This window comes from Rhodoferax sp. PAMC 29310 (assembly GCF_017948265.1).
Lineage (GTDB): Bacteria > Pseudomonadota > Gammaproteobacteria > Burkholderiales > Burkholderiaceae_C > Rhodoferax.
In genome coordinates this window covers 1,250,020-1,275,022 of record NZ_CP072852.1, presented here as the reverse complement: position 1 = coordinate 1,275,022, position 25,003 = coordinate 1,250,020, and the positions used below count along the sequence as shown (strand labels likewise).

The 25,003-nt window shown below is 55.0% G+C and carries 22 protein-coding genes and 1 pseudogene; 14 read left to right on the top strand and 9 right to left on the bottom strand.

Annotation, left to right across the window (positions count from 1 at the left end):
• On the bottom strand, window positions 1-3,096 hold the full coding sequence (locus J8G15_RS05790; RefSeq protein WP_210546580.1) for a BPTD_3080 family restriction endonuclease: 3,096 nt from the start codon (window positions 3,094-3,096) through the stop codon (window positions 1-3).
• Between the two features lie 232 nt (window positions 3,097-3,328).
• Between J8G15_RS05790 and J8G15_RS05785 the strand changes: the two genes are divergently transcribed.
• Window positions 3,329-3,778, top strand: a complete 450-nt coding sequence (locus J8G15_RS05785) for a terminase small subunit (RefSeq protein WP_210546579.1) — start codon at window positions 3,329-3,331, stop codon at window positions 3,776-3,778.
• Window positions 3,779-4,112: 334 nt separating this feature from the next.
• Here J8G15_RS05785 and J8G15_RS05780 read toward each other — a convergent pair whose 3' ends face one another.
• From J8G15_RS05780 to J8G15_RS05750, 7 genes and pseudogenes are all read right to left on the bottom strand, one after another.
• On the bottom strand, window positions 4,113-5,636 hold the full coding sequence (locus J8G15_RS05780; protein WP_210546578.1) for a hypothetical protein: 1,524 nt from the start codon (window positions 5,634-5,636) through the stop codon (window positions 4,113-4,115).
• Window positions 5,637-6,037: 401 nt separating this feature from the next.
• Window positions 6,038-7,297, bottom strand: a complete 1,260-nt coding sequence (locus tag J8G15_RS05775; RefSeq protein WP_210546577.1) for a hypothetical protein — start codon at window positions 7,295-7,297, stop codon at window positions 6,038-6,040.
• Window positions 7,252-7,560 (bottom strand): hypothetical protein, encoded by a 309-nt coding sequence (locus tag J8G15_RS05770; protein WP_210546576.1) that lies wholly within the window; start codon window positions 7,558-7,560, stop codon window positions 7,252-7,254. Before J8G15_RS05770 ends, J8G15_RS05775 begins: the two co-directional genes overlap by 46 nt.
• Window position 7,561: 1 nt before the next feature.
• Window positions 7,562-7,765, bottom strand: coding sequence for an AlpA family transcriptional regulator (locus tag J8G15_RS05765; protein ID WP_210546575.1), 204 nt, complete (start codon window positions 7,763-7,765; stop codon window positions 7,562-7,564).
• A 79-nt stretch (window positions 7,766-7,844) separates the two neighbouring features.
• Window positions 7,845-8,720: a hypothetical protein gene (locus J8G15_RS05760; protein ID WP_210546574.1), complete on the bottom strand. Its 876-nt coding sequence runs from the start codon at window positions 8,718-8,720 to the stop codon at window positions 7,845-7,847.
• Complete coding sequence (locus J8G15_RS05755; RefSeq protein ID WP_210546573.1) at window positions 8,717-10,009, bottom strand: site-specific integrase; 1,293 nt, start codon at window positions 10,007-10,009, stop codon at window positions 8,717-8,719. The genes J8G15_RS05760 and J8G15_RS05755 overlap by 4 nt, the downstream gene beginning before the upstream one ends.
• Window positions 10,010-10,633: 624 nt before the next feature.
• Window positions 10,634-11,047 (bottom strand): annotated as a pseudogene (locus J8G15_RS05750) (IS5 family transposase); the annotation flags it as partial.
• Between the two features lie 27 nt (window positions 11,048-11,074).
• Between J8G15_RS05750 and J8G15_RS05745 the strand changes: the two are divergent.
• From J8G15_RS05745 to J8G15_RS05710, 8 genes are all read left to right on the top strand, one after another.
• Window positions 11,075-11,272, top strand: a complete 198-nt coding sequence (locus tag J8G15_RS05745) for a hypothetical protein (protein ID WP_210546572.1) — start codon at window positions 11,075-11,077, stop codon at window positions 11,270-11,272.
• A 323-nt stretch (window positions 11,273-11,595) separates the two neighbouring features.
• On the top strand, window positions 11,596-12,342 hold the full coding sequence (locus J8G15_RS05740) for an IS5 family transposase (RefSeq protein WP_210546571.1): 747 nt from the start codon (window positions 11,596-11,598) through the stop codon (window positions 12,340-12,342).
• A gap of 278 nt (window positions 12,343-12,620) precedes the next feature.
• Window positions 12,621-13,199, top strand: a complete 579-nt coding sequence (locus tag J8G15_RS05735; RefSeq protein ID WP_210546570.1) for a DUF4402 domain-containing protein — start codon at window positions 12,621-12,623, stop codon at window positions 13,197-13,199.
• Window positions 13,200-13,208: 9 nt separating this feature from the next.
• A complete protein-coding gene (locus tag J8G15_RS05730) occupies window positions 13,209-13,649 on the top strand; it encodes a hypothetical protein (RefSeq protein WP_210546569.1) in 441 nt (146 codons plus the stop codon).
• Between the two features lie 6 nt (window positions 13,650-13,655).
• Entirely contained in the window at window positions 13,656-14,168 is a 513-nt protein-coding gene (locus J8G15_RS05725; protein WP_210546568.1) for a DUF4402 domain-containing protein, read from the top strand.
• 34 nt (window positions 14,169-14,202) lie between these two features.
• On the top strand, window positions 14,203-15,042 hold the full coding sequence (locus J8G15_RS05720) for a molecular chaperone (protein WP_210546567.1): 840 nt from the start codon (window positions 14,203-14,205) through the stop codon (window positions 15,040-15,042).
• A 120-nt stretch (window positions 15,043-15,162) separates the two neighbouring features.
• Window positions 15,163-17,823 carry a collagen binding domain-containing protein gene (locus tag J8G15_RS05715; RefSeq protein ID WP_210546566.1) on the top strand — a complete coding sequence of 887 codons (2,661 nt, stop codon included), beginning with the start codon at window positions 15,163-15,165 and terminating at the stop codon, window positions 17,821-17,823.
• A 192-nt stretch (window positions 17,824-18,015) separates the two neighbouring features.
• Entirely contained in the window at window positions 18,016-18,471 is a 456-nt protein-coding gene (locus J8G15_RS05710) for a PleD family two-component system response regulator (protein ID WP_210546565.1), read from the top strand.
• A 124-nt stretch (window positions 18,472-18,595) separates the two neighbouring features.
• On the opposite strand, the gene J8G15_RS05705 is transcribed toward J8G15_RS05710, so the two are convergent.
• The gene (locus tag J8G15_RS05705; protein WP_210546564.1) at window positions 18,596-18,760 is read right to left on the bottom strand and encodes a hypothetical protein; all 165 of its coding nucleotides are present in this window, start codon (window positions 18,758-18,760) and stop codon (window positions 18,596-18,598) included.
• A gap of 73 nt (window positions 18,761-18,833) precedes the next feature.
• Here J8G15_RS05705 and J8G15_RS05700 point away from each other — a divergent pair, with 73 nt between their 5' ends.
• Genes J8G15_RS05700 through J8G15_RS05680 form a run of 5 tightly spaced genes read left to right on the top strand, consistent with a single transcriptional unit; the run spans window position 18,834 to window position 25,001 of the window.
• Complete coding sequence (locus J8G15_RS05700) at window positions 18,834-19,244, top strand: helix-turn-helix domain-containing protein (RefSeq protein WP_210546563.1); 411 nt, start codon at window positions 18,834-18,836, stop codon at window positions 19,242-19,244.
• 22 nt (window positions 19,245-19,266) lie between these two features.
• Entirely contained in the window at window positions 19,267-20,442 is a 1,176-nt protein-coding gene (locus J8G15_RS05695; RefSeq protein WP_210546562.1) for a hypothetical protein, read from the top strand.
• Window positions 20,439-20,801: a response regulator transcription factor gene (locus tag J8G15_RS05690; protein WP_210546561.1), complete on the top strand. Its 363-nt coding sequence runs from the start codon at window positions 20,439-20,441 to the stop codon at window positions 20,799-20,801. Before J8G15_RS05695 ends, J8G15_RS05690 begins: the two co-directional genes overlap by 4 nt.
• Window positions 20,798-23,035 carry an EAL domain-containing protein gene (locus J8G15_RS05685; RefSeq protein WP_210546560.1) on the top strand — a complete coding sequence of 746 codons (2,238 nt, stop codon included), beginning with the start codon at window positions 20,798-20,800 and terminating at the stop codon, window positions 23,033-23,035. The genes J8G15_RS05690 and J8G15_RS05685 overlap by 4 nt, the downstream gene beginning before the upstream one ends.
• On the top strand, window positions 23,028-25,001 hold the full coding sequence (locus tag J8G15_RS05680) for a PAS domain-containing sensor histidine kinase (RefSeq protein ID WP_210546559.1): 1,974 nt from the start codon (window positions 23,028-23,030) through the stop codon (window positions 24,999-25,001). The genes J8G15_RS05685 and J8G15_RS05680 overlap by 8 nt, the downstream gene beginning before the upstream one ends.
• Window positions 25,002-25,003 lie beyond the last annotated feature (2 nt).

Sequence of the window (25,003 nt, the reverse complement as noted above, 5' to 3'; positions counted from 1 at the left end):
TTACGTGTTCCCTGCGGCTGCCTTGCTGGCGGCCGTCTCAATGAATTGGTTGAATTGCGCGTCGATCTTGGCTTTGAAATCGGCCTCGATCTGAAAGACCTCAGTGAATTCGGCAAAGGCCCAGCGGCCATAGCTGCCCAAGTGGTTGACGCCAGGCACCCAGTAGGTGTCCATGGTGGACTTCTTCTCTATCGCGTCTTCGCCCCGGTAGCCTTTGATCTCTACGATCAGGTGCAATGGGTCCGCAGCACCATGGCCGTCATCGATCTGCACGATGAAGTCGGGCAGGTACTTGCGCAGAGTTGACCCAAAACGGTAGGGTACTTCCAGGCCCAAGTTGTGATTTTTGACGTAGGCCAGCACCTGGGAGTGAGATTCCGCGACACGGCAGAATTCGGCCTCCCAGTCGCTGTCCAAGATCACCCAATTCAGGTGGCAGTGCTTAGAGCTCGCCTCCCAGCGGTCGGTCTTGGAGGTGTTAAACCGCACATTGCTCGTGGAGCCTGTGGGGTTATAGGCATCTAGCAAGGCTTTGATAGGGCGATCGCCTAAGAACTGCCTTGTGATCGCTGCAGTGATTTTGTTGCAAGCCATGTCAGCCAGTTCCTGGTACATCAACAACGCGGGGTAGGTGTCGCCTTTGCAGACCAGATATTTCGGGTTGCCGTCATCATCGACTGCGTCCAGCCATTCTTTGACGATGCGTTTGAGTTGACCAAACAGGTGCAACTTGGGTGCTTCGCCGGGATCACGCCACTTGGTGTAAAGCAGCCGTTGGGTGAGCTGAAACAGCAGTGTGCTTGGGCGCATGTCACCCAAGAACTTGAGGCTCATGTCGGCACCTTCGCCAATGATCCCGAAGTTGCTGGTAATGGACGGGCCAACCAGTGCGGGACTGAGGGTGAGTATGGACTCGTCGTTGAAGCTGGCCTGAAGCCGTTCTTCAGGCAACTCAACACGGTAGCCCTCGATACGAGGGAATTGAATCTCCAAGGCGTCACGGTCTGGACGCATGGCCTTGACCTGCACCGTCTCACGTGGGGGCTGGGGTGGGCTAATGACTGGTTTGGCGGTGAAGTTGAAAGGAATGCCAAACACATCGGCGTATTCAACGTTGAACAAGCCTTGTTCATTGAGTTCATAGGATTGGCGCCGAAGAGCGCGGCCAATAACCTGTTCGCACAATAACTGGGTGCCAAAAGCGCGTATGCCCAGCACATGGGTAACGGTATTGGCATCCCAGCCCTCGGTGAGCATTGAAACTGACACAACGCAGCGGATGCCTCCACCTAACTGACCCGCCTTGCCGACGGTGTTCATTACTTCTCGCAGCAGTTCTTGGTCGGTGATGTTGTCGCCAGAACGGGCATCGCCACTGCGCTCGACAATCTCGCGGCGGAACCGCTCGATCTCGTCCGCTGCCATGTTGCGAAAGCTGTCGTCGAGGGCGTCCCCGGCTTCCAATTGTTCGCTGTCAATCAATAGAGTGTTGGGGCGAGGCAGCGGGTTGCCGGTAGAGTCGTCAAAGTTGCGGAACAGCGTTAGCCGGCCGTTCTCCAACGTGGTGGTGTCGTCGTCGTTTTTGCGGTGGAAGCCGGAGACAAAGTCGTACACCAGCTTGGAGATGGCAGTGTTCTGACAGACAACGATGAAGCAGGGCGGCACCTTGATGCCGGAGTCATCCCAGAGTTTGTATGTTTGCTCATAGTGGCCATACAAGGCAAGCAGAGCAGTTTGCAGGCGCAGGGGGAGCTTGAGTGGGTCGAGCTCGCCACCCGTGCCTCGGCCCTTCTTGGGCATGTCCTTGCGAATGTGCTCCCACAGATTGCGAAACACCGGCAATTCTTCGCCGGGGATGTTCTCGGCCACTGGTACGCGGGGTAGCTTGACGATGCCGCATTCGATGGCATCCATCAGAGAGAAATCGCTCATGGTCCAGGGGAACAGCGTGCCTTCGGCGTAGCCAGAGCCGCTCAAAAAGAACGGGGTTGCAGACAAATCCATGACACGGGTCACACCCAGCTTGCGGTTGACGGCTTCCAGGCCCGAAATCCACAGACGGGCAGCTTCGTTGTTCTTGTCGGCTTCCTTCTTTTCGTCGCCCTTAAGGGTTTCGTCATCTTCGGGCGTGGGCTTTTCTCGATAGCAGTGGTGGGCCTCGTCGTTGATGACCATGATGTTTTTGAGGCCCATTAGGTCGGGCATGACCCGTTGGAGCATCTGGCCTTCTGTTTCCTGTGTCAGAGGCGCGTCACCCGTGCGGCCCTGAAGCAACTGACGGCCACCCTTGGACAACTCAATGCGCTCTCGCATCTTGAAGGCGTGGTAGTTCGTTATGACGATCTTGGCGCGGCTCATGTCGTCCAGCATGTCGCTGGGCAGCAGCTCGCGGTCTTTGTAGTAGCTGTTGGGGTCGTTGGGCTGCAGGACGCGCAGGCGGTCTTTGATGGTGAGGCCTGGTGCGCAGATCAGGAAGCCACGGGTGAAATTCTTGCTGGTGGGACGGCGCACCGCGTTGATGGTTTGCCAGGCGATCAGCATAGCCATTACAGTGGTCTTTCCCGCACCAGTGGCCAATTTGAGTGCTAGACGCATCAATTCGGGGTTGGCGTCTTTGTTGGCGCTGGCCAAGTGGTCCAGCAGCAACTTGCCTGCCTTGGATTGTGGGGCGACCTCAGTCAACCAAATGGCGGTTTCGGCCGCCTCAACTTGGCAAAAAAATGGGCGTACACCACTGAAATCGTGGTGTCGCCAGTGTTGCAACAGGCGTGCAGTTTCGGGCGTCACCTGCCACTGGCTGGTGTTGGGCAGGCTGCGCCAGGTGTCTACTGCTTGACGTACTTGGTTGATGATGGAGGTGATGTCGTACTGCTGAGCCCCAGTGGACAAGCTCTTGCCCTCATCAAACACCATCTCGTCTTGTTGGGCCGCCTTTTTGCGCTTTTTGGGCTTGGGGATTGGGGTGATGAACTCGGCACGTCTGCGGGTCTGCAGAACTTGCTGGGTGGGCTGCCCGTCAGTGTCTAACTCCCAGTGCCGCTGCGGGCAATCGTAGGGGGAGTTGAGGATGGGGTGGTCGAAAAATGGGTTGGACATGTTGGTCTGACAGCGTTTAAGGGGCTGCCATTGCAGTTAACTGTCCATGGTGCACATGGGCGTCGGGCACGGCTGTCTGCGCGTGCAACGGCTTAAGTTGCAGCTCTGGTGCTATCTCTTGCATCGTCTCTCCCTGAGTCGCATTTACGGTTGTTTTGAGATGATTCTATGGTGCTGCTGAACAGCGCCGTTTGCAGGGCAATTTGGGATAGATTCTCGTAAAATCGGGGGTATGCCAAACGCACCGATTTCACAGTCATTGACTGCCAAACAAAGTCGTTTTGTTGACGAATACATGGTCGACATGAACGGCGCGGCGGCCGCTGAGCGGGCAGGCTACTCCAAGAAGACAAGCCGGGCCATTGCCTGCGAATTATTGACAAAACCTGACATTCAAGCCGAATTGCAGGCCCGAGGCGCTGCATTGGCGCAAGAACTGGGTGTTCAACGAGCTGACGTGGTGCGGGGATTGTTGGATGCTTTTGAAATCGCTCGGACTGACCGGCAGCCTGGCGCCATGGTGTCGTCCATGGCCGCGATTGCGAAGCTGCTGGGCTTGTATGCGGTGGAGACCAAACGGATTGAGCTGACAGGAGGACAGGTTGCTGCGCAGGTGAACTTTTCGAAAATGAGTGATGCGGAGCTGCTGGCCCTGATTGCGCAGGGCGCAGCAGCTTCGTAGGCCGGAGTGAGGCAGAGTTGGTGTTGGCGGTCGATAGCGCTCACTGAACTCCCCAAATAGTTGATGAGCGCCAGCCTTCAGAAGGCGCTGCAGGCGTGCCAAGCTGCTGACGCTGCCAGGCTATCCATTCAGAGGACGACGTCTTGAATGGCCTTGTGGAGGCGGTGGACCAGGCGCGAAAGCAGGGTAACTCCATGGCCATGATCCGGGGGGGGGCGAGGTGGCGAAGTTGATGGGGTTTTATGCGCCCGGGCAGGTCAGGGTCGACTTGAACGTCCAGGAGCATGTGGAAATGGGACGCCTGGAGCGGCTCTCTGATGCAGAACTATTGCGGTCATTGATGCTGGGAGGGCAGAGGCCCGGTGACACGGACTGGGAAGCCTAGAATGCCGCTCAGCGCCCCGGATACAGCAACTGGGTCGGACACCCTGCTTAAGCAGGAACTCGCCCGGCGCTGACCCGATGCCCGGTATTCGAACGTAAAAGGGGACATTTTTCTAATAGAAAATCTATTTGTAATTTGTCCCTTTTGAACCAACCTTTGCACGTCCTTCTTGGCGGCGGCCGGCGTGGACCATAGGTCGTTGTGGTTGGCTGAAAGCCAACCTGGCACCAACGGCATGACCAAACCAGCACCCCGCCACGCCTGCTCCAAGCGGTTTCCGTATATCAACTCGTCCCAGGTGAGCAGGGCATCCACCTCAAGATCGAGCGGGATGTTAGAAAGAAGTACAACCAGTTTGGGCTCAATGCAGTGAATCAGACGCAGGCGGTCGATGGCCTGTAGGCTTTCTGCTTCCCGTATTTGCATCAAAATGGCTTGCACGCGTTGATCAATATGGCAGTCGACGTCTACCCCTTCCGGGTTGGATTTGAGTTGGTAGGCCTTTGGTTGGGATATCCAATAGTCAGAGAGCTTCAGTGGTACTGCAGCATCGTAGAACATGGCTCTGGCCAAGTCCTGCACCGCTTGCGTAGGTGGCTCATTTCTACCGATGACAAGCACCGAATCAAAGTGTTTATACATGTCAACACCGCGTAGAGCACCGAAGTGCGCAAGGGCGGAGTGTGGCGGTGCTGTCACCAATGACGGCGTGTTTCTACTGGGGTTTCCAGTCACGGCCGCAGGACCCACAACCAACAAACTTTGATGATTGGCGCTGAGTTCATCAATCAATTTCTGAATTTCACTCAGCCTCAGCGTTGCGTCCGCTTGGCTCTGGGGGGTAGTGTGATTGGCGGGGGTGATCGAACGTTTAGAGCATTTGGACGATCGGCATTGAATGACATATGCCTTGCGCTTGGCCCGAAATTCCTTAAACCTTGCACCGGGGAAAAACACCTCTGTGATTTCACGTGAAGCGGTTGCATCCAGCAGATAAATATGCTGCGATTGTTGATTGCTTGAGTTCGATTTAAATCGGGTGATGTCGTTGCGATGATGCACCGTGATCACGCCTGTGGCCGCATCAAAAGCAATAGACTGAAGCACGAGCTTGGCGGCGCATGCCTGTTTCAGGTGTTCAAAGAATTTTGCTATGGGTTCAAAGTTTGGCGCAGATTGAAGGATCTCCAGCACTTGATGGTCAGATTGGGTTGGTTGCGGTCGTGGTGCTGACGTGCGAAGTGCTGCGACTGCAGCGAGCAAGCCGCCATTGCGTTTGCTAGTTGTGGTGATCAGTGGGTGCAGTGGGTGGTTCCCCTGTAAAACACGGGCAACTTCGGCACAGAGATTGCGGGCCTCTTCTGGCAACGACGGATGTCGCAGCAAGGAGATGTTGAACTCGATTTTCTGCAGGCAAACCATGGCAAATGCCTCGTCGATCACGACCAAATCTGGCACACGGGCATCCAGCATGCCGCGGTCCAATGGCAGGTACGCGTGGGTGTAAATGAACACGCGTCCGAATTCAAACTGTTTGATATAGGGGCAGCTGGCGTAGGCGCTGCAACGTGCACCATCGCTGTTCGAGCAGAGCCGTGTGTAAACCGACCGGCCTCCCTTGCTAATTTGAGCTGCAACCTCGTGGCGGCTGCAGAGCGGATTGCCGTCGGGTGCCACATGGTTTCGGCCTCCAATGACCCGCACGGTTCGTTTTGGGGCGGCCTTCAGAATTAAGTCCTTCCACTCCAGGGCTAATGCGTGGGTGGGGACATAAATCTCAATGCGCCAGTCTTTTTGGGTATGGGCAATTCGTTGAGCGAATTGAGAGGTTTTCCCCATGCCTGAGGGGGAGCGAATTACAGTGACCTCCATGGTCAAAACACCTCATCTAGGATCGCATCAATGCTGGCTTGGATCATGGCGATTTCCTGATAACCTTCATGAGCGTCGGGCGTGAGACCGACTAACCTGCGTGATTTACGGCGCTGACCCACAGCATCACCATACTTGTTTAGGGCGGTGTTGATGGCAGACATGATGTGATCTCGGCTGCTTCTGGCCTCTACATCGCCTCTGCTATGGTTGGATGAGTCAGCTTTGATTACACGCAGCTGAATAGACAAGAACAGGGCTTCTGCGTCAGTGTCCTGTGTGCCATGTGCTGCCACGTAACTGGCCGCAGCTCGAACAATAGGATCGTGGAAGCCGTCACCGCCAGGGTGATCGCCGATTTGACTCAGGTAATACTCAAAACCACCGTCGCCACTGCGGTTGAATGAGTCGCTGTTTACTGTACTTCCAGTTTGTGACACAGCCACAGGTGGCGGCAGTTTCAGGTCAACGCTGCCGAGTGATTTGCTTATCAACCCTGAGCGGGTTGGAAACGGGTCGGACATGCCAGTGAAAATTGGTGCCGCAATATAGTGCGGTTGCACGTGTTGGAACAGCGCAGGATCAATCAGCTTGATGTTGGCCGCATGGTTGACGTGCTTCGCCCATGACTTTAAGTCAGCGTCTGGTACAGGTCTTTTCAACCAAAACCAGAAGTGTGCCGACACCTTGGTCCTGTCGAAAACACCTGAACTGGATGACAGCTGCCAGTGGTAGCTGGCGTCGTGGAATTCCGCCGGGAGCAGTTGGATGACGTACTCGCATATTTTTCCGATGCTGGCATGGTCAAGCGTCCAGCCGGTAGGAAGTTGCAATTTGTCAACATCAATTTCAACGTAATGCCTGCCTTGAATTGGGGTCATGAAATTGCCTTTGAAGGCTGACCCGTCGCCGCTGCCAGTTCGAGTGACGTCGGTGCCAATCAAGCTTTCTGACACTGGCGCACCACGAACGATCAATGCCTGTGGCCACTTTTCAGCAGTGGTGAGAACCAACGACAAGTCTTCGATGCAGCTAACCCCAATTGGCCTTAGCACAGCGTAGAAATATCCTGCGTCAAACTGTTTTGATGTCACCTCCGCGTCGGGCGATGCTTTGTTGAACTGCTTGGTGGCCAGTTTGCCTGGCCCGACCCAAAGTAGGGTGACCGTGTCTACAGCCTCAGGAGCGGCTGGTGCGATTTTTGACTGCTTGGTCCTCATTTGGTGCCGCCTTTTAGAGGGGTATTGGTGGCCCAGCGACATTGGCTGTACGCAGCGATAACTTTTTCACTGCTTGGCATGTTGCAGCCCGGCTCGCAGAACATGAGCGCAAACTGGCCGGAGAGCCAACGAACGCTGACAAGGTGTAGTCCCTGCTGTTGACCAGAGGCGATTTGAGCCCGCACGGCCGGTGAGAGCTGCTCGATTTGCATTATTTCTGGTCGATCTGAGACCAGGGCATTCGCCAGGATGTCAGCGTACGTGGAGTAGTGGATGGCGTTGGGCTTGGTGTTAGGCTTGGTCATGTCAGGCCTTCATTGGCAAGCTGACCGTGACGGCCTCACGGGTGTCAACCCATGCTTCAATTTCTGACTGCAACCAGCCCACCGAGTTGGCTGACAGCTGGCGGCGACGGGGAAACCGTTCGTCTCGCTCCATGCGCCAGACTGTGACCCGACTCAGCCCCGAAACGAGATGAACTGTGGGCCAGCGGAGATAGATGTTTTGCATAGCGGTGTTCCTTGTTGAATAACTGACACCGCTATAGTCCCAAAAAGGGGTGATTTACATGAGGAAAACTCCCGAAATTTCAGGTGCGAGTTTTCCTTTTTTGGTTGGCCAGATAACGCCTTCTGACTGTGCTGGAGTCGAATCCATTAGGCGGGTCCAATAGCGTCGCGATGACGCTGTTGACGATGGCGAAATTGGGTTGTGCCGGGGTCTTTGTCGAAAGCGCGATTGACGCTTGAGCTAATGCATCCATTGCAAAATGGAGTCCGGCCTGGGAGCCGCTTTTTTGGCGGTGACCCTCTATCGAAATACTGAGGAGTGCGGCCTCTTCTTCAATGTCACTGGCAAAACACCGCAATAGTTCAGTCAGGCGGCGAGTGGGCTGCTGAGGTAGGGCGCTCTGCCATGAATTTTTGCGTTTAAAAATGTATCCAATCGGGTTGCCTGCCTGCAGTCTCTCTTCTAGGTAGGTGCAGGAGTCGGGTCCGATGGCCGAGGGTGAATGATCTTGGATTTGTTGGGCCAGTTTGAGCGCTGCCTTGTTGAGGGCGAGCATTGACTTTTTGGCGTCACCTGGATCAGCTGCGCCCATGTTTTTTGTTTTTTTTTGGGCGGCATTCAGTCTGGGTTGGCATAGCCAGCAGGCGTCCATAAGGAATTGGCGGATTGTCTCTTGGGCTTGGGGGCCTCCGACCTTGTCGTGTATCGGCCCATACGCCTTTGTCAATTTCCCGGTGAAGTCTTTGTCCGCTAGTAGGGCGATTAGACGTGGTAGATTGCCTCTCACGACAATGTCTTGGTGGTCAATGTCAGTCAGGTCGGTGTCCTCTGTGATCTCCAGATTTTGAATGAACTGGCGCCAGGTGGAAAGCCACAAAAGAAGCGACTCATCGTTGTTCTTTGTTCTCTTTGTCATTGCGTGTTTTTGTTGTGGCGGATTGTTGATGGTGTTCACCTTTCGACACTACTTGTAAGTTGCTCCAATTTTTGCCCCCACAACTCAAATGCCGCCTTGCGCTCTACAAGGTATTCCTGCCGTTGGTAGACCGCCACGATTCCTTGTTGTATGTGATTGAGGCAGCGCTCGATGACGTGCGGGGCGACTCCCAGGTCGCCCATGCGCGACGCCATGGTGCGCCGTAAATCGTGAGGTGACCATTCACCGCCGGACAGCATCAGAACACCGGTACTCTGTGTGCGGCCCCTGAGTGGTACGTTGCGAATTCGGTCATGGACCGCCTTGCTGATGGTTTTCCCCGACATGGGCGCATCAGGCCTTTCTCCTGCGGGGGTGAGTCTCACTCTCGTTGCTGCCAACAGATATGAGTTTGACCTGTACTCGCTCAGTGATGTGAGTTGCTCAATGGCAAAGGCTGACAGTTGGATCAGGTGGGCTCGGCCATTTTTTGAGTGCTCGGCAGGGATGTGCCAGACTTTTTTGGTCAAATCAATGTCCGCCCATCGGGCTTGAGTAATCTCGCCGACCCGAGCTCCCGTGGCCAATATAAGGCGCAGTGCCGCGAGCATCTTGGGATGAAGTCCAGACCGATTGAGCTTGCCGTTGAGTTCTTGGATTTCGGAGTCGTTTAGGTTTCGCTCTACCGGCGTTTCTTTTCCGCCTGCTTGCTTTTTGGAAATCCCCAATGTCGGATCGGTATCGACGATGCCACGCCCCAGCCCATGACGGAACATTTGCCTCAGCAGTGAGAGCACCATGTTGGCCTTGCGCCGGACACCACGGTCCAGAAGACCGTCAATCACCCGGATGATGTGGGGTAGTCGGACATCACGGGCACGCATGGTGCCGATGGTTTGCTTGACATCGAGCACATAGGCCGCGCGAGCAAAATCGCCTCCGTCCTTGTGATGGGCGCTGAGGTACACGCGCGCCCAATCCTCAAAGAGGCCGTCAACGGTCTTTTCTAACCGCTGTGCCGCCAGTGCGGCTTCAGTGGCTGCCTTGGCCTCAGTAGCTTGATCAACGGGGTCTATGCCTTTTCCAACCAACTCTCGGGCGGTGTTGCGATTGCGGCGGGCATCGGCTAGCGATGTCTCGGGGTAGCTGCCGCAGTTGTAGCGACGTTCTTTGCCATCTATTTGAAATCGATAATAGAAATTGACAGTGCCCCCCTTGGCCGAAGGCAGGATTCGAACCCATAACCCCCCACCATCTCCAACCAGCTGCTCCCGGTCGGATGGCTTGAAAGCGCGTAGCGTCTTGTCGGTGAGCTTGTTTTCGGCCATGTCTATATCCAATTAATGCATTCATTGGCGGTACGGTTTGCGGTACGGTCTGACGGCTACAAGCCCGGAATTTCAATGAAATTTGGTGAAACACAAAAATGGCATATTATTTATTAATAACAACGGCTTATGGTATTTTCTCGAAAATTAGTGAATTGGTCTGAATAGCTTGATTCCTTGCATGGGGTGCAAGGGGTAGAAGGTTCGAATCCTTTCACACCGACCATATGAATCAAGGACTTAGAGTAGAAATGCTCTAAGTCCTTTCTTCTTTGTGCCTTCGAAATTGCCCATTGTCCCAACCGTTGTCCCAACTGCGTGAAAAGCTGGGAACCGGGGTAGTGGTTGCTGAATAACCCGCTGCCCAACCATTTTGGCCGGCTGACCCGGTGGGCGAGCAGGGCGTTTCGGTGACATTGACGCGTACTGACTTGTTCAACAGTCGGAAGGGCAGCAGACAACGCGCATTTTGCGAAACAGATTTACCTATCCAGCAACTTGTGCCGCAAACGCTGCTGGAGGCCAATACAGCGACCTAACCGATTAATAGAGCGCAAATTTGGCGAAGTTTTATGCTGGCGAACGGGCAAAAGCGAAGGGGCCGACAGGCCCCTTTGCTTTTGCCTAAGAACGTGTTTGCGATCTCCTGAGTATCAGCGCCAGAAAGGCCAAATGCACAAACTGCAAGCTGGTGTTGATGTGTCGCCCACAGTTCTTCCACAGCCGTCGGTTCTTCTCCAGCCAAGCAAAGCTTCGTTCCACCACCCAGCGCTTGGGAATGACTGCGAATGTTTGCAGTTCGCTGCGTTTGGCAACTTGCACCGTCACATGCTCACCCAGTGCTTCTCGCACGCCTTGCGCAAACGGCTTGCCCGTGTAGCCGCTGTCAGTCAACACACTCTGAACCCGACCCAGGCCCGCCTTGCACCGCCCTATCGCCTGTAGTGCCCTCTTGCGATCCGTCACTTCGGCCGTGGTGACCTGCACTGCGTGCGGCAAGCCCTGCGTATCCACTGCAATGTGGCGCTTGATGCCAGTGGCACAGAAGACCGCCCGCGCATCAGCATGCAAAAGAAAACGTTGGCAGACCTGCGCCAGATGTTTGGCTGGGCGCTGGAGCGTGACTACCTGCTGGCCGAGCCATGCGAAAAGCCTCTTCTGTCGTTCAGGGTCAATTCCAAACCGCGTAAATGTCGCAGCAGCAATGGTCTGTGCATCTTGGCGCGCACGAATGGGCCAAATACACATACGGGCACCCGCTAGAGAATCCGCTTCAGTTTTTGGGCAGCGCCCGCCGTGGTGCGCAAAGCGGTGCTCTGGCCAAACTCGGTGTTGAATTTGTCTTGGTGGTGGGCAACTATTTGACGCCACGGAGTCATTCGGACAGCAACACTGGCAGCAGCCAGGCGCTAGGACCAGTGCTGACCGCATTCTCTCTTTTAAACATTTTTAACAAAATCAATCTAGGCCGTGTTCGGAAAGTTTGATGTGCTGATGTTGGGCCACTTCAGGGAAAAGCGTCGCATGACCGTGCACGCTTTTTGAGCGCTGTGTCAGTGATGTAATCAGCCGTTTTGGCCAGCCCAATGACTCAAGAATGGCATAGTTTCACCGATGCGCAGTGGGAGCGAATTGCTCTGCGGCTACCGCCTTGCAAGGGTCGCCCCGGCGGGGTACATAGGACGTTTTTCAATGCCCTGCTGTGGATGGCCCGTACGGGCGCCGCCTGGCGTGACCTTCCCGAGCGGCTAGGCAAATGGAATGTGGTTTACCAGCGTTACGCCTACTGGTGCGACAAGGGGCATTTCGAACGCCTTCTCCAAGAGGTGCAGCAACCCGGCCTGGAGGAGATGATGGTGGACTCGACTTGCTGCAAGGCGCATCAGGCCTCGGCAGGTGCTCGAAAAACAAGCGGCCCTCAGGCTATTGGCATCACGCGCGGCGGGCTCAACAACAAAATCCACGCCGTCTGCGACGCCCTGGGCAACCCGCTGCGCTTTGTACTGACCCCGGGCCAGCGCTATGATTCCAAGTCGGTGCCCGAATTGCTCGATGGGTTGGCGGCCAAGGCTCTTCTGGCTGACAAGGCCTACGACTCGGACAAAATTGTCCAGATCGCCCAGGCGCAAGGCATGCAGGTCATCATCCCTTCCAAGGCCAACCGCAAAAATCCGCGTGTCCTGGACAAGCACCGCTACAAGGCGCGCTACTTGGTTGAAAACCTATTCCAGCGCATGAAGATCTTTCGCCGTGTGGCCACGCGCTTTGACAAGCTCGACATCCGATTTCTGGGCTTTGTACACATCGCCGGCGTCATGAAGTGGCTCCACTGACTTTCCGAACACCGCCTAGAAATTTATATTAAAAATTTTCATAGGCTGTAAATTGAATACAATGATTATGTTGAAAAAGGTGATTTTTAAGCTTAAAGCATAAGAAGTAAGCGTTTCGTAAGCGTGATTTCAAGCATGCGTGGATAGTCGGAAACACTGGAGAAATCCTGGATTGAATCCCGAAATCGGGAAAGGCTCGCTGAGTATTGGTCTGGCCGTCAACCACTGAAGACGTCCACACCGCTACCAACTTTGGGGCGGATCTTTAGGAGTTAATCATGAGCATGAAAATTACAAAGCTGGTTTTGGTGATTGGCGCGATGGCGATGGCGGGGGGGGCGATGGCTGCCGGATCCGATTCGATGGGCACTGCAGCAGTAAACGCTACAGTTCTTGCGCCTATTGTTATTACAAAAAATGTCGATCTGAACTTCGGAACATTTGCGCCGGACAAAGAAACTGCTGGCACCGTCGTCATTGCAGCCACTAACGGAGCTCGCTCAGTTAGTGGTGGTGTGTTCGTACCCAGTACCGCAACTGCAGCGGCAGGGGCGGCTGCTTCATTTGGTATCGCAGGTGATGCAGGCGCAACGTTTTCGATTGCCTTGCCTACCAGCGATATCACTCTGACGAACTTAACTGGCGCAGGCGGTGAAACAATGTCCGTTGCTGCCACTTCACTAACAGCTGCTGTTGGTGGTGCTTCAGTGGCGATAACATCTGGTGCTGGTACGAGTGCATTGATTTCTGGTGCCGCAACACTTACAGTGGGTGGAACTTTGACGGTAGGGTTAAATCAAGTACCTGGCGTTTACACAAATGCTGCTGGTTTACCTGTAACGGTTGCCTACAACTAGTCAATATGTATGTCGCATCGCTTGTTGGCTATCGCTTTCACTGTACTGATTGAGGTTCTATTCACTCCATCGGTAGTGGCAGCTAGCTCTACAGCCGGTATAAATGCGATAGTCATCGCTCCAGTTCAAGTCTCCGCCGACACCAGCACACAACTGCTTGTCAGTTCGACCACCGGGGTGCTCATACTGAGCATCCCGGGTGGTGGCGGGTCAGCGGCATCGACGATGACGCTGACCGCCAGCGGTGCGGTCGCCTCGGGCAGCCCTACGACATTTACCGCGAGTGACATCGCTGGTCTGGCCGCTCTGATCACCCAGATGACCACCTCGGGCGGCACGCTGACTACCAGCGGCACCTTGAGTGGCACCGGGGTGCAGATTGTGGTGATCCAGGCAGCCACAGGCAGCAGTGACGGCGGCACCGTGACGGCCACCGTGACTTACAACTGAGGCATCATGTTTCACAAGTTTCATCCCGCAAAAATAGTTGTCGTCTTGGCTTCTGTTTGGACTGCGCTGGCCTTGCCTGCGCTGGCAGCCGTGACGGTGACTAAAACGGCAGATTTATCCTTTGGCAAGCTGGTGCCAGGCGCTACCAGTGGAACGGTCACCATCAGCCCGATCGGTGTGCGCACAGCCAGCAGCAGCGTGACGCTGTTTAATCAAGCCTCCACACAACAAGCTGCCGTTTTTGCAGTTTCCGGAGGTCCGCTAAATACAACTTGCGAACTGACCGTACCGACCTCTTTCACGTCACTGACTGCTAGCAGCGCTCCGATGGAGCTCTCTAGTTTTTCTGCCAGCAATGTGAGTAATACCGCGATTTCGCTGACGAATTCTGTCGGTTCCATCACGCTGGATGGCTTGGGCGCCTACACCGTCAAAGTGGGCGCAACCCTGACCGTGGGCGCCAGCGAGCCTGCCGGTGCTTACACCGGCAATATTTCGGTCACGGTGACCTGCCCCTAATAGGCCAACCATCTCTCTTACCAGTCGCACTTTGATGAAAAAACTTCTTTCAAGCACCACCTTGGCACTCGTGCTGCTGCTGGGCGGCCAGGCCGCCTGGGCCGACCTGATGCTCTACCCGACCCGCGTCGAGCTGGAAAACAAGCAGCGCGCCGCACAGGTGGAACTGATCAATCGTGGCAGCAAGCCCGAGACTTACCGCATCAGCATCGTGAACCGGCGCATGACCGAGACCGGCGAGATTGTCGAGGCCAAGGAGGTGTTGCCCGGCGAGCAGTTTGCAGACAAGTTGCTGACCTACTCCCCGCGCCAGGTCACGCTGCAGCCCGGCCTGGGCCAGACCGTGCGCATTTCGGCGCGCAAACCGGCCGAACTGGCCACGGGGGAATACCGCTCACACCTGCAGTTTGACCGCGTGGCCGACACCGATGGCCAGAGCAGTCTGGAAGCCGTGGCCAAGCCCGAAGAAGGCCAGATTGCCATCGTGCTGCAGGCGCTGGTGGGGGCCAGTATTCCGGTCATCGTGCGCCACGGCGACACGGCAGCCACCGCCACGCTGGATGGCCTGAAGATCGAACCCGGCACCGACAAGAACAAGACACCGATGCTGGTGTTTGCCATTCACCGCGACGGCAACCGTTCGGTGTATGGCGACTTGGTGGCCGAGTTTGCGGTGGCCGGTGCCAAGCCGGTGGAGGTGGCACGTGTAGCCGGTGTGGCGGTGTATGTGCCCAACCTGCTGCGCCAGGCGCGCATGCCCTTGATGCTGCCCGAAGGCACGGTCTTGAAGGACGGCACCCTGACGCTGCGCTTCAGCACCCGGCCCGATGCGGGCAGCAAACTGCTTGCGCAGGCCACGCTGGCGCTGCCTTGAACGGGGCGATTTCTTTGTCATGGCGAACAAAGTCAAGTAACCCATGACTTCCAACTGCATGGATTGCCGCGCTGCGCTCGCAATGACAAGCAAATTCAATGACTTGATAGAAGCCGCGCGATGAAAATATGGGTAGCTCTGCTGGCGGCGTTCTCCTTGTGCGGGGCGGCCCTGGCGGCCACGCCGCAAGAGCCGCCAACCAAGGCTGCGGCCAGCGCTGCTCCAACCTTCTCCAACGCCAATGTGCTGCTGCTTGAGCTGTACCTGGACCAGTCCACGCTGGCCGATAGTTTTTATGCCTACGAGCGCGGCAACGATGTGCTGCTGCCGCTGGGCGAGCTGACGCGCCTGCTGACGCTGGGCATCACCGTGGACGCCAGCAGCCGCGTTGCCAGTGGCTTTATCTTGACGGAAGACCGTGGTTTTCGGCTCGACCTAGGCGCAGGCACCATCACCCTCAAAGATGGCACCGTGCCCTTTAATGCGCAGCAGGTGCAGTGGATTGACGAGGACCTGTATGTGTCCAGCAAGCTGCTGGCGCGCTGGTTGCCGCTGGACTTCAAACTGAGTCTGCCCACGTTGACGCTTGAAGTTCTGCCGCGCGAAAAGCTGCCTTTGCAGGCCCGCCTGGAGCGCGAGCGCTTGGCCAAGGGCCTGGGCAAACGTGGTGGCGCGGCGGGTGAGCGTGGTTTTGCCGTGGCACCCAACGACTATGCGCTGGTGAGCATGCCGGTGGTCGACCAGACCCTGGGTATCAACGCCAGCAGAAGCAACGGGCAGGGCAGCAGCAGCGTGGCCTATTCGGCTTTTGTCACTGGCGACCTGTTGGGCACCGAGATGTCGGCCTACATCAGCAGCACCAACACCAAGACAACCCCTGTTGTGCGCATGACCTTGAGCCGCCACGACCCTGGCGGCGGGTTGTTGGGGCCACTGCAGGCGCACTCGGTCATGGCGGGCAATATTGGCCTGCCTGCCCTGGACAACACCTTGCGCGGTGGCGGTGGGGATGGCCTGCTGGTGAGCAACCGGGCACTGTCCCAGCCCAGCAGCTTTGGCCTGCACACGCTGCGCGGCGACTTGCAGCCGGGCTGGGATGTGACGCTGTATTTCAACGACGCGCTGATTGGCTTCCAGCAGTCGCGCGCCGATGGCCTGTATGAGTTTGCCGACCAAGCGCTGGTGTTTGGCGAGAACGAGTTCCGCCTGGTCTTTAGCGGCCCGCTGGGCCAGACGCGGGTGGAGCGACAGGTGTTTTTGCTGGATCAGACCCTGACCAAACCCGGTGAGTTTTATTACTCTGCAGGCGGCAGCCGTGGCATCGACGGCGCCACCCGGCACACGCTGCAGTTTGATTTGGGCCTGGCCGACAAGCTGGCCATGGTGGGCGGCCTGGTGAGCTTGCCCACGCCGGGCGGTGTGACCAATGCTGACACGCCGCTGGCACAGTACCAGAACCTGGGCTTACGCACCTCTTTGGGCGGTGCGCTGCTGACCGCTGACCTGGTGCATGCTGGCAACGGCGGCAACTTGACCAACCTGGGCCTGCGGACCAGACTGCGCAAGATGGCAGTCAATCTGACGCACACGGTGCTCAACGACTTTGTCAGCGACTTCTTTGCGCCCAGCGCCGACCCGCTCAAGACCCGCGATAAATTGCGCCTGAGCGGCAGCGTGCCAGTGGGCGAGAAAACACGTCTGCCCGTGGGGTTGGATGTGTCGCGCGACGTGACACTGGCCGGTCTGGTGAGCCAGGACGTGGCGGCGCGGCTCTCAGCCAACGTGTTCAGCACCAGCTTCACCAACAGCATGAACTGGCATTCAGACGCCTACAGCCAGACCGCAGCGGGCGCCTTGCAGGTCAGCACCCGGGTGGCTGGTTTTGGCGTGAGCGGGCAACTGGCCTACCTGGTCAAGCCCGAAAGCCAGTTGTCGAGCCTGGCGCTGAGTGGTAATAAGGAAATTGGCGTCAACCAGCGGCTGACCGTGGACCTGCTGCGTGCTTTTGACTCTGGGGTTACCAGCGTCGGTGGCGGCTGGACGCGCAATTACGGCAGTTTTGGTCTGTCCGTAAGCGGGCGCATGTCCTCTACTGGTGAGCGGGCGGTGGGGCTGCAGTTGTTCATGTCGCTGGGTCGCGACCCACGCGGCAACCGCGTGGTGGCTGATTGGCAGCCTATGGCTGGCAGCGGTGCGGTGTCGGCGCGCGCGTTTTTAGATGCCAACCAGAACGGTGTTTTTGAAACGGGCGAGGAAGCCATCGAGAACGCGGGTTTTGTGTTCAACAGCGGCAGCCGCCCGGCGGCACGTACCGGAGCCGACGGCCAGGCGTACCTGAGCCGGCTAACGCCGCACCAGTACACCGACATCGAGCTTGATGCGTCGACGCTGGAAGACCCGCAGTGGGTGCCATTGGTGCCGGGCATGCGCATCTTGCCGCGTCCGGGCAAGACACAGGTGCTGGACTTCCCGGTGGTGATGACCGGCGAAGTGGACGGCGTGGTCTACCTGCTGGACAAGGAAAAGAAGCGCGGCATTGGCGCGGCTGACGTGGAGCTGGTCGATGCCAGCGGCAACGTGGTCGCGCGCGTCACCAGTTCGTCAGACGGGTATTACATCGTGCAGGCAGTGCGGCCGGGGCGTTATCAGGCGCGTATTGCACCGGCGCAGTTGGCCAAACTGGGCCTGTTGAGTGACAAAGAAATTGCGCTGGAGATCAAGGCCGACGGCAGTTTTGTCAATGGTCTGGACTTTACTGTGCGGCGCAAGACGGCCAACTGATGGCACCGTGGACTTGCTTCGTGCGTGTGCCGTTGGACGGTGATTTCATCAGCGGACGAGACCTGGAAATAAAACTGTTGCGCTGAGAATCAGTCTGGATGACTACCGGTTGAGTAGTCGATGAAATGATGATTGTAATAAATTTATCATAAATACTGAAGTTGTAGAATTATTGCTTTGAAATTAATGTTCATGGCTTTTAAAGAATTTGACTACATCTCGCCAGTCAAAATATTGGCGGTGGATGATGACCTCAGTCTTCTCAAGCTTTATGAGGTCGTTATCGGAAATTGGCCTATGGCACCAGTGGTCACTGTCGCTGAAAATGGCGCGACGGCTTTGCTTTACCTGGATCGTGACCATCCCGATATGCTGCTATTGGACCTGCATCTCGCTGATGTAGATGGGTTAAAAATGGTGCACGAACTACGTGCCAATGTAGAGTTTCAATCCATGCTGATTATCGTTGTGAGCGGCATGTCAGCTCTCGATATCGAAAAACAAGGTGGCCTACCACCTGATGTACTTTATATGCGTAAGCCGGTGCAATTTGGAGAGCTTCAGGCGCTGGCATTGGAGCTGGAAATTGCCAAGAAAGCAAGGTCGCATCTAGCGTCAATCGCCCCTGTTTTCGTGGATGCCGGTTAATTTAAGTCATACCCGGTTCTCTTTTTTTTTGGTGGGTTACCGATTAGTTCGCCTCAGCCATCGGTCAAGTCTGATCCCACAGTTGTTGGTTGGAATCATCAACCTTGCACTGGCGCGCGCGCCGTCATCCCAAACGTTTCACCAGTCGGCTGCCCAGCGGTGCAGCGGGCCACTTCAATGCCTTCGTAAGTGTAAGTGTCGAGACGTACTTGACCTTTGCGTCTCCTGCTATCTGAAAAAAGTGTTGTGTTGCATCAACGCCGATACCTTGATGATTGATGAAAATCATCAATAAGTTGTTAAAAATTATATTAATGATTTAAAATTAAAAAAAGCATCTACGATTTAACAATGTCAAGTCGATGAGCGCTACAACGAAAATTAAAAAAATCTTTTGTACTTCCCGTGAGGCAGCCGTGTTGCTGGGTATCTCGGTCGGAACAGTGCAAGCATGGGTGGACAACGGGTTCCTGTCGGCCTGGAAGACCGCAGGCGGACATCGCAGAATATCCCGTGAGTCCGTACTAAAACTATTGTCGACAGAAACATCATCGACAGAGATTGGCTACCCGCGCGTCATCAACCAGTGCTTAACAGAAAGCGCCGTTGACGTTGGACTAGTGCAGAGCGCTGTGATGGAGCGCACACGGTCCGAACTTGTGCATCTTGGCCAAAATGTTTCTTTGGATGATGGGTTGCAAATATTGGAAATATTCAAATGCAATCCGATGTACGACAAGATGATGGTGGTCGTTGTAGGGGCAAATAATTGAACCTCCTGGGACTGATCGCACCGTGAGCCTGCGTCTAAATTCTGCGCTGCTGGAAAAGCTGGCTGAGGGCCTCATTTTCTTGAATAAGAAGGGTGTCGTGACCGACTTCAACCGGGCTGCGCAGCCCTGGTTAAAACATTTCATGACGCGTGAGAAAGAACTGAGCGCGATGATTGATGACGTCACGCTCGGGGTGGTACGGGCGCCGGTCAATATTGCTTCAATGTACCCATCGTCGCCGCACAGCGCTGATTTTCATCTTTGTCAAAACGGGGTAGATGGTTTTTCAATTTTTATCACGGCGCAAGTGACTGCACCTGCGGTCCAAACGATTCAGGAAGAAAGTTTTAACTCATTGCTTAGCGAAGATTTTCGGCATGAGTTGAGTGATTTTCGACAGCTCCTTGAGCAAACATCACCCCGTAGCACCGCTGATATTGAACAGTTAAACAAGCAATCCTTGCGTTTGAGTCGCCTGCTAATCAGCATGGAGAACCTGTGCGAATTGCATCAGACAGACGCTTTTCATGTCGAAGAGCGGGTGAGCTTGCAAAATATTATTCAAGAGGCGATAGCGGAACTTCCCTCACGGCGCAGCGACTACAGCATCAATCCTGAGCTCAGTGGCGAGGCCGGAAAGCAGGGTATGGTGTTTGGTCATGCACGCTGGTTAAAAGTTGCGATCGAAGGGATTTTGGAAGGCATTGGCGCAAGCGCTCCACCGCATTGTCGAGTTGAAATTCGTGTGCGCCAAAACTGTGGTTTCGTGGTCATGACGGGGGCGTTCAGTAGTTTTTTCAGTCACCGGTCCGCCGTGGCGATGATTGCCGACCACCCTGGCCCGACCCTGACAACCGACGCCGACCTTAATCAGTCCATTTGCCGTCGCATCGTTGCACTTCACGGCGGGCAACTCAAAATTGTTCCGCTGGATCCAGCGCAGTCCGATGTGATGCTGCGTGGTATCGAATCCTTCACATTGATATTACCCACCGGAGCCCCCTCGCAGGGCCGTGGCCTGAATGACTGTGCCAACTGCCTCTATTCCAAGCAAGCCGAGTTGTACGCGCAGGATCTGGCGTATCTCATGCCACGAAAACCGGCTGGGACCAAGATTTCAAAAGAAGAACTGGATTGTCTCGCCCACATTTCAACCCGCAGTTTTTCTGTCAAAAAAATACCCACTATCTTGCGATGAAAAAAATTCTCATAGTTGACGATAACGCCGGAATGCGACGACTTCTCAATATTACGTTGAGTAACGACTACGAAACTCTGGAGGCGAGCGACGGCCTGGACGCCATTGCCATGGCACAACTGCATAAACCAGATGCGGTCTTGCTCGACATCATGATGCCCGGTGAATGCGATGGGTTGAAGGTTCTTGAGGCCATCAAAAAAAACCCATTGCTCAAGCAAACCTTGGTCATCATGGTGACCGCACGCGGGCAGGCAGCAGATTGTCTCAAGGGGCAAGATCGGGGTGCCGACGCCTACTTTGTCAAACCGTTCAGTCCCCTCAAAGTGGTGCGCTGGCTCAGTGAGAAACTCGCATGAAAACCAAAAAAAATTTAGATTTGGTGGCGCGTGAGCAGAGCCGGGAAACGCAACTGCAGTTAGATCAATACGGTGGCGACTATATTGAACTCCTGAGCCGTTACTCGCGGCTGGAGCAACAACATGAAAGCCTCAAGGCAACCCATGCCAAACTGGCTGAAGCTGCAGATATATTGGGTCGATTGAACCCCTCACCCGACACGCTGTGCCTGATTGCCGATCAAAATGGTCTCATTCAGTTCACCAGCAGCAACGCCAATTCAATACTAGGCCTGCGCAAAAACAACATCACTCGTCTGCAGCAACTGGTCACGCCTTTTCATCTGCCGCATCTGGACATCTTGCTAAGCAGTTTGGGTGATGAAAGCAGCAACAAATGGTCTGACCAGAGCGAGTTTTTTTTGCATTCAAAAGATGAGACGGGCGAAGACCAATTGTTCATCACGGTCATTTTCCCCCTGGTGCTTGACAACGCACCCTACACCTGCTGGGTCCTGCGCGACGTCTCCGTTACTGCCCTGAAAACAGATAACTCAGGGCGATTGCACCATCTTCACCACAGTTTGCATCAGGGGTCACTGGTGACTAACTCGCACGGCACCATACTGGGGATGAACCTCGCATTTTCACGCGTCACCGGTTACGGTAACCTAGAGCTCACAGGACAAAACACTGATCAGTTGCTGACTTTCCGTGGTGATGAAATCATTTCGGACGAAATATGGGACGAAGTCAAAAGGAATGAACGCTGGCAAGGCCCCGTCACCAATTACACCCAAAGTGGACGTCCACTGCAGCAGTGGCTAACCGTGACGACGATTAAAGACAATAGCAATCGGACAAGCGCATATATTTTGAGCTTTGCCGACCTGTCCATGCACATGGGTGCAGAAAGAACCATCCTTGACACCGCCAATTACGACGGTTTGACGGGCCTGCCCACCATGAGTGTGTTCAATGAAAAGGTCAACCAGAAAATAAGCCATGCCTGGGAAGGGGGGCCACGCTTGACCTTACTGGCCATCGAGCTCGATTGCATGGGGTTGATTGACAATGAACCTGATCGTGACCGGTCAGATGCAGTCATGGAAACAGCAGCTGCTCGACTGCTGGAGGTCATACGCGGCTGTGACTTGTTGGCACGGTCGGGACCCTACAGCTTTGTGGCCTTGATGGTCGGACCCAAAAACGAGGCTGATGTGGGACCGATTACCCAGCGGATGATCAAAACGCTGACACGCGACATTCCTGTGCATCAGGAGAAACTTGTCATTGCTGCAAGTATTGGCTGTGCCTCGTTTCCGGTTGATGGTGTTGAAGTGTCGACCTTGTTGGAGCACGCTCATGTCGCCATGCTGCATGCGTACAAGGATGGCGGCAACCGCATTCGGGCTTACAACCAACAAATGCCCACAACCACCACACAATTTAGCCAAGCCGTGCAAGCCGATTTTCAGAAGGCACTTGCGCAGAACCGATTGTTCCTGGTCTATCAACCTCAAATTGCCAGCGGTGCACAGTTCAAGATATTCGCCTGTGAAGCGCAACTGCGCTGCCATCAACCGACGGGTGATGTTGATTGGAACGACTACACAGCCCATACTGGCCCGCGCGCGACGGGCCTGGAATCAACCGTCTGGATGATAAAAGAGGCCAGTAAACAGCTGAAAATCTGGGATGCCCAAGGACTACCAGGCATGAACCTTGTACTCAACCTCACCGCTGCACAAATCACGAGCACGGCCATTGCCGACGCGGTAGCAGACATGCCCACTGACACTGGCATTGACCCTTGTAGGCTGGAACTCACGCTCACCGAAGCGCAAAGTGCGTTGATTACCGACAAGGCGTTGGCACGCTTGCTATTGCTTAAGAAAATGGGTGTGAAAATTGTTGTCCGCGACTTTGGAAGCGGCTATGCGAGCTTGAAAACGCTTAAAAGCCGTCCCTTTGACCGCCTCAAGTTTGAACAACGCTTTACCCGCGAAGTACAGCCTCAACTACAGAGAGAGGTGGCCGACGCTACGTTTTGGCTACAAGCGATGGGCGTGACGATGACGCTTGAAAATCCTGAAGCCAGCGGCCCGGTGCGTGCGTCATTGTTGCGCCTTAACAAGCACAACGGACACAAGACAGAAGGCTACCTTAAAGGTCAGTCGATGCTCCCCAGTGTGCTGACGGGTTGGGCGCGAAGCCAGGTTCCAAAATACGCTGTACCTAAAAATCATGGATGAGACCGTGTGCCAAGGTGGGCTATCACCTAGTTGGAAAAATAGTCATCTTCTGAAATATGGCCGATATGCCGCGCTAGTCCTTGTTTGGGGGGCTGTCTTGGGTTGGATGTTGGCGTTCAGTGTGTATTTCGAGGCGCAGCTGCAGGCGACTGAGCAGACCCGCCTCAGCAGCGAGTTGCATGAGCTTAAAGATCGGATCGCCTTACATCAATTGACAAGTTTTCCATTGTCAGATTATTCAAGCTTGTCAACCAGCATTCTGGCTCAGGAGACTAAGAATTTCTCACGCTACTGGCTGTTGCAGCCTGCTGCCTTGGCCGGTTTTTTCTTGCTGATAGGAATTGCTTTTTCGTTAATCATTCTGCGATGGTGCACGGCAATGACCAAGCGTGAAAAACTGGTACATGACCTGCAAGGGAGGGAGGCAAGTCTGGCTCTCGCACTGGAAGATGGGGTCCGGGAGGTAGCGCTTGCCAAAGCAGCAGAAGATGCCATTCAGGCGCGTTTGGACAAGTGGGAAATCGCTGTCTCAGGCTCTGGCGCCGGTATTTGGAACTGGAACATCGAAACCAACAAACTAGTTCTTTCAGACAGCATCTTCTTCATGCTGGGATACCCGGCGCTTAGCGCGATGGTGGAAGTGGATGCCAGTGAATTTTTTCTGAACTGGATTTATCCAGAAGACCGTGGCATGGCACTGAAGGAATGGTCCCGCGCTACGAAAATAACGGAATCAGTGCATCAAATTGAACTCCGCCTGTGTTGTCAGGATGGTAGTTATTTGTGGGTCTCCATCCGTGGCTCTCCGATACCTTCTGCCGGTGAACACCCGTTCAGAGCCGCGGGCTCCATCACCGATATTTCAGAGCAACACTTTGCCAAAGAGCAGGTGGAGGACCGCAATGCGCAATTGAACACCATGTTTACCTTAAGCCCTGATGGCTATGTTGTTTTTGACCATGACGGTTATGTCAAGTACCACAACCCTGCGTTTTTGAGTGTCACGGATTGGTCGGATTCAGACCTGATCGGACTCGACGAGGCTGCATTTATCACCGCGCTCAACCGTCTCTGTATCGAGGGTAGAAATTTGGAAAGTCTGGCGGATTACGGGCAGAGCGGGTGGTCGTCCGATAAAAGTGTCTTGATTGATATTGCAAGCAGCCCACCCAAGGTGATTGAATTGCGCCTGAGAGTAAACTTGAGCGCTACCGTTTCCAAAATCCTCTATCTGCGTGATGTGACACACGAGACGATTTTGGAGAGCATTAAAACCAATTTTCTCGCCATCGCTGCGCATGAATTGCGTTCACCCATGGCGGGCATTATGGGGTTCTCGGAACTCTTGCTTGCCCGTGATTTGAACAAACAAGACACGCGTGAGTTTTTGACGATTATTCATGGTAATTCGGTCAGAATGGCCAATATTTTGGACGACTTGCTCGACCTGGCGCGCATCGAGTCGGGCCGCAGCCTCAAAACAACGTTTAAAGCACTTGATCTGTCAGAGGTGGTGAATCTTGCTATTGGCAGTTTCGCGCTTCCCGCCGACAGGCGCTCGCCTGTGGTTAATTTTTACGGCAACGTCACCCGCATCTGGAGCGACGCGGACAAGACCCATCAGGTGTTGTTAAACCTGCTGTCAAACGCGTACAAATACTCACCCGTCGGGAGTGACATTGAAGTGACGTTTGCCGAACAACGCACGGATGCTTCAGGTGCACTTGTCGGTGTCACCATTCGTGATCATGGTGTTGGCATGAGTCCTGCCAGCGTTCAACGAGTCTGCGAACGTTTTTTTCGGGCCAACAAATCCGGGGACGTTCCGGGGAGCGGTTTGGGCATGAGCATTGTTAAAGAAATCATGACCCTGCTCGAAGGGAAGCTGCACATAGAAAGCACGCTGGGCGTTGGCACGGTTGTGACAGTTCTGTTCCCTGTGCCTTCCCAATACACACGCTCTTAACC

Coding starts and splice junctions, on each gene's coding strand:
- J8G15_RS05790 (WP_210546580.1), bottom strand. CDS start 3,096: ATGTCCAACCCATTTTTCGACCACCCCATCCTCAACTCCCCCTACGAT.
- J8G15_RS05785 (WP_210546579.1), top strand. CDS start 3,329: ATGCCAAACGCACCGATTTCACAGTCATTGACTGCCAAACAAAGTCGT.
- J8G15_RS05780 (WP_210546578.1), bottom strand. CDS start 5,636: ATGCTGGATGCCCGTGTGCCAGATTTGGTCGTGATCGACGAGGCATTT.
- J8G15_RS05775 (WP_210546577.1), bottom strand. CDS start 7,297: ATGTCGCTGGGCCACCAATACCCCTCTAAAAGGCGGCACCAAATGAGG.
- J8G15_RS05770 (WP_210546576.1), bottom strand. CDS start 7,560: ATGACCAAGCCTAACACCAAGCCCAACGCCATCCACTACTCCACGTAC.
- J8G15_RS05765 (WP_210546575.1), bottom strand. CDS start 7,765: ATGCAAAACATCTATCTCCGCTGGCCCACAGTTCATCTCGTTTCGGGG.
- J8G15_RS05755 (WP_210546573.1), bottom strand. CDS start 10,009: ATGGCCGAAAACAAGCTCACCGACAAGACGCTACGCGCTTTCAAGCCA.
- J8G15_RS05745 (WP_210546572.1), top strand. CDS start 11,075: ATGCAAAAGAAAACGTTGGCAGACCTGCGCCAGATGTTTGGCTGGGCG.
- J8G15_RS05740 (WP_210546571.1), top strand. CDS start 11,596: ATGACTCAAGAATGGCATAGTTTCACCGATGCGCAGTGGGAGCGAATT.
- J8G15_RS05735 (WP_210546570.1), top strand. CDS start 12,621: ATGAGCATGAAAATTACAAAGCTGGTTTTGGTGATTGGCGCGATGGCG.
- J8G15_RS05730 (WP_210546569.1), top strand. CDS start 13,209: ATGTCGCATCGCTTGTTGGCTATCGCTTTCACTGTACTGATTGAGGTT.
- J8G15_RS05725 (WP_210546568.1), top strand. CDS start 13,656: ATGTTTCACAAGTTTCATCCCGCAAAAATAGTTGTCGTCTTGGCTTCT.
- J8G15_RS05720 (WP_210546567.1), top strand. CDS start 14,203: ATGAAAAAACTTCTTTCAAGCACCACCTTGGCACTCGTGCTGCTGCTG.
- J8G15_RS05715 (WP_210546566.1), top strand. CDS start 15,163: ATGAAAATATGGGTAGCTCTGCTGGCGGCGTTCTCCTTGTGCGGGGCG.
- J8G15_RS05710 (WP_210546565.1), top strand. CDS start 18,016: ATGGCTTTTAAAGAATTTGACTACATCTCGCCAGTCAAAATATTGGCG.
- J8G15_RS05705 (WP_210546564.1), bottom strand. CDS start 18,760: ATGATTTTCATCAATCATCAAGGTATCGGCGTTGATGCAACACAACAC.
- J8G15_RS05700 (WP_210546563.1), top strand. CDS start 18,834: ATGAGCGCTACAACGAAAATTAAAAAAATCTTTTGTACTTCCCGTGAG.
- J8G15_RS05690 (WP_210546561.1), top strand. CDS start 20,439: ATGAAAAAAATTCTCATAGTTGACGATAACGCCGGAATGCGACGACTT.
- J8G15_RS05685 (WP_210546560.1), top strand. CDS start 20,798: ATGAAAACCAAAAAAAATTTAGATTTGGTGGCGCGTGAGCAGAGCCGG.
- J8G15_RS05680 (WP_210546559.1), top strand. CDS start 23,028: ATGGATGAGACCGTGTGCCAAGGTGGGCTATCACCTAGTTGGAAAAAT.